Annotated in this window: 3 protein-coding genes and 2 pseudogenes; 1 reads left to right on the forward strand and 4 read right to left on the reverse strand. The window is 61.7% G+C overall.

The genetic code is table 11. The features are described from left to right. The 3 genes and pseudogenes from ACYVDE_RS18925 to ACYVDE_RS18935 form a co-directional block, all read right to left on the reverse strand. Positions 1-196 (reverse strand): annotated as a pseudogene (locus ACYVDE_RS18925) (hypothetical protein); the annotation flags it as partial. A 32-nt stretch (positions 197-228) separates the two neighbouring features. After that, on the reverse strand, positions 229-597 hold the full coding sequence (locus ACYVDE_RS18930) for a BlaI/MecI/CopY family transcriptional regulator (RefSeq protein WP_460503105.1): 369 nt from the start codon (positions 595-597) through the stop codon (positions 229-231). A 173-nt stretch (positions 598-770) separates the two neighbouring features. Beyond that, positions 771-1,202, reverse strand: coding sequence for a hypothetical protein (locus tag ACYVDE_RS18935; RefSeq protein WP_460503106.1), 432 nt, complete (start codon positions 1,200-1,202; stop codon positions 771-773). Positions 1,203-1,375: 173 nt separating this feature from the next. Between ACYVDE_RS18935 and ACYVDE_RS18940 the strand changes: the two genes are divergently transcribed. Then, positions 1,376-2,581, forward strand: coding sequence for an acyltransferase family protein (locus ACYVDE_RS18940; protein ID WP_460503107.1), 1,206 nt, complete (start codon positions 1,376-1,378; stop codon positions 2,579-2,581). Between the two features lie 86 nt (positions 2,582-2,667). Here the strand turns inward: ACYVDE_RS18940 and ACYVDE_RS18945 are convergent. Next, positions 2,668-2,954 (reverse strand): annotated as a pseudogene (locus tag ACYVDE_RS18945) (hypothetical protein); the annotation flags it as partial.

The following is a 2,954-nucleotide window of genomic DNA, read 5'->3' on the forward strand; positions in this document are numbered from 1 at the left end:
TTCCCACCACAGGAACGAATACGGCGGGGGTGGCCTCGGCCGGCAGCAGCGCCGGCACGGGCAGGGCCGGGTACACGGCCGCAAACAGTAGCGCCAGCAGCAGGTAGGCCCGGTTCAGCTGGAAAAACGTGAGCCGGCGCAGCAGCCCGAAATACGCCGCTGCCAGCAGCAGCAGGGCCCCGTTGGCCTTCAGCAAATACAGCAGAATTGCGGATGCACTGGCCATGACTATTGCTCCTTTTTGTTTTCGATGAGCTTGATAATCTCCTGCAAATCGGCCGCGCTAATCTTCTCTTCCTGCGCAAAAAACGACACCAGCTCTTTGTAAGAATTCCGGAAGTGCTGCTGCACCAGCGTGCCCAGCGAGCGGCGCTGGTAGTCGTCGGCCGTCACCACGGGCACGAAGCGGTAGGAGTTGCCCAGCTTTTCGGCGCGCACGTAGCCCTTGCGCTCTAGGTTGCGCAGGGTGCTGGCCAGCGTGGTGTAGGGCGGGGGCGGAGCGGGCAGCGCATCAAGCACGTCTTTTACAAAGCCACCGGCGGGCAGCGGCCACAGCACGCGCAGGGCGTCTTCTTCGGGTTGGGTGAGGCGTTCCATAGTGAGGCGGAAACAGAGGCGGTACGATGATGTCGTAAATCTACGAAAGTTTCGTAATTATGATGTGCGCACTGTCAAAGAATTTTGTTTCAAAAACAAAAAAGCCTCTTTCCGGCGCGGAGAGAGGCTTTTCAGGGGAAATAAATGTTCTTTCGTGAAATCATCTGCATGGGCTAACCCACCGGCGCATCGGCGGGCCGCGCCTGCAGCCACGTTATGGCCGCGGCCTCATCGCCAAAGAACGACACGGCAAACGGCTGGTCGTCGGAGGCTTCGGCCGGGATGTAGTCGGGGCGGTTCACGATGGCATGCTGCAACGCCGGCCCTACCAGATACGCCACATAGAGGCGGCCGCCCAGGCGGCGGGCCATTTCGGGGAAGAAGTCGCGCAGCAGCCAGCGGGCCGTATCCGGGTCGTTGAGGTTGCGGCGGCGGATGTCCTGCAGCCAGCAGCGGCAGTTGTGCGCTATGGCCATTTCCTGCACTTGCTGGTACACGGGCGGCAGTTCGTGCGGGGCCGGCTGGTGGCCCCAGCGCCCCACCAGAATGTTGAGGTCGGAGCGGTAAGTGAGCTCGAGCAGGGGCGAAGATGCGTCGTCGGACATAAAAAGGGAAGCTGCTGGGCGGGCTGATTCTACGCAAGATGCGCGGGTGCCGGTTGGGCTCGCAGGGCAAAAAACAGCAGGCCGGAATAATTCATAGCTTTAGTTGGATTTACCTTTGAATTCACTTTCCCTAGTTACTGCTACAAACGCCGGATATTTTACCCATTTCAGTTTTGGCTGCACGCACGCTTGTTATTCGCCCCTACTTTCGCAATCTGGACGGGCTGCGGGGAATGTTTTTCATCCTGGTGTTCATCTCGCATGGCTGTGCCTACCACGCCCCCGAACTAACGACGCACTGGCTGGCCCCAGTGGTGCAACTGGGCGTCATTCACAACGGGGCCTTGGTGCTCAGCTTCTTTTTCGTGATGAGCGCCTTTCTCATCACCCTGCTGTTATTGCGCGAGCAGCAAGCGTCCGGGCGCATTAGCGTGGGCTCATTCTACCTGCGGCGGCTGCTGCGCATCTGGCCCTTATACGCCGTGGTGCTGCTGTACGGGTTCGTGGGGTACCCCTGGTTGCGCGCGATGGGCCGGCATCCGCACATCGAAACGGCTATTCCGTGGCACTACCTGCTGTGTGTGCAGAACTGGGACATTGCGGCCGGGCACGTACCCCGGTTTGCGCCGCTGTTCGTGACGTGGTCGGTGGCGATAGAAGAGCAATTCTATCTGCTGTGGCCCGTGGTGCTGGTGCTGGTGCCGCCCCGGCGGCTGGTGGCGGTGCTGAGCCTGCTGCTGGCCGGTACCATCGGCTGGCAGGCAGTCTACGGCGACGTGCTGTTTCATAGCATGACCTGCGCATCGGACTTGCTGATTGGCAGTTTGCTGGCCGTCGGGGTGTTCCTGGCGCAGCAATACCGCTTGCCCTGGGCCAGGTGGTGGCTGGTGCGCATGGTGCACATGCCCCGGCTGTTTACCATTGGCTTGTGGATTTGGGCGCTGTATCTCTACCGGCACGGCCTGAGTGAAGCCCCCGCCGCCCTCAAGCCCTTCGAGCGCCTCACCGTCGACCTCACCGCCGCACTGGTGATGCTCGAGCAGAATTACGGGCGGCATTCGCTGTTTAAGCTGGGGCGGGTACCCGCGTTTCGACGACTGGGGCAGCTGGCTTATGGCCTATACCTGTTGCATTACATCGCCATTGTGGGCGTGGCGGATACGTACCACATGCTGCACCTGCACAAAACGGTGTGGGACGTGGTGGTGGTGATGCCCCTGCTATCGTTTGGGCTGGCGGTAGGCGGCGCAATGCTGAGCTTTCGCTATTTCGAACTGCCGTTCCTGCGGTCGTATGCCCGGCTTAAGGTTATGCTGAGTGCCCTGCCGATGGCTGGCTACCTAACAGCAGCCAGGGCTGAATACAGCAAGCCCGAATAAGGGGGCGGCGCCCGGAGCTGCCGGCGCAAAGCACTACCAGCCTGAAACCAGGGCCGGGCGCCGGCTGAATTTCAGGCGTCTCGCATTCATACCCCGGCCAGCGCAGCCAGCGGCAATGGGCCGGTAGCATCAACCAGCCGCTGCTGGGCGCTCAGCCCCACTTCGAGTAAATCCTGCATCAGGCCCTCGCCGGCGGCTTCGGGCGAATACGTGTCGGTGGTCGTGCTTACTACCAGCACGGGGTGCTCGGGTAGGGCCACCAGGGTGGCGCGCCGGTCTATTTCGGGCGGAAAGACTGGTGCTACCAAAATCAGTCGCTCGTAGGCGCGGCCGTTGCCGGCCAGCCAGCGGCAGGCGGCCGCCGCGCCGTGGC

The sequence above is a fragment of the Hymenobacter agri genome, assembly GCF_054778495.1.

What these genes read in the sequence shown, in the direction of transcription:
- ACYVDE_RS18930 (WP_460503105.1), bottom strand. Translation starts at nt 597, where the DNA reads ATGGAACGCCTCACCCAACCCGAAGAAGACGCCCTGCGCGTGCTGTGG.
- ACYVDE_RS18935 (WP_460503106.1), bottom strand. Translation starts at nt 1,202, where the DNA reads ATGTCCGACGACGCATCTTCGCCCCTGCTCGAGCTCACTTACCGCTCC.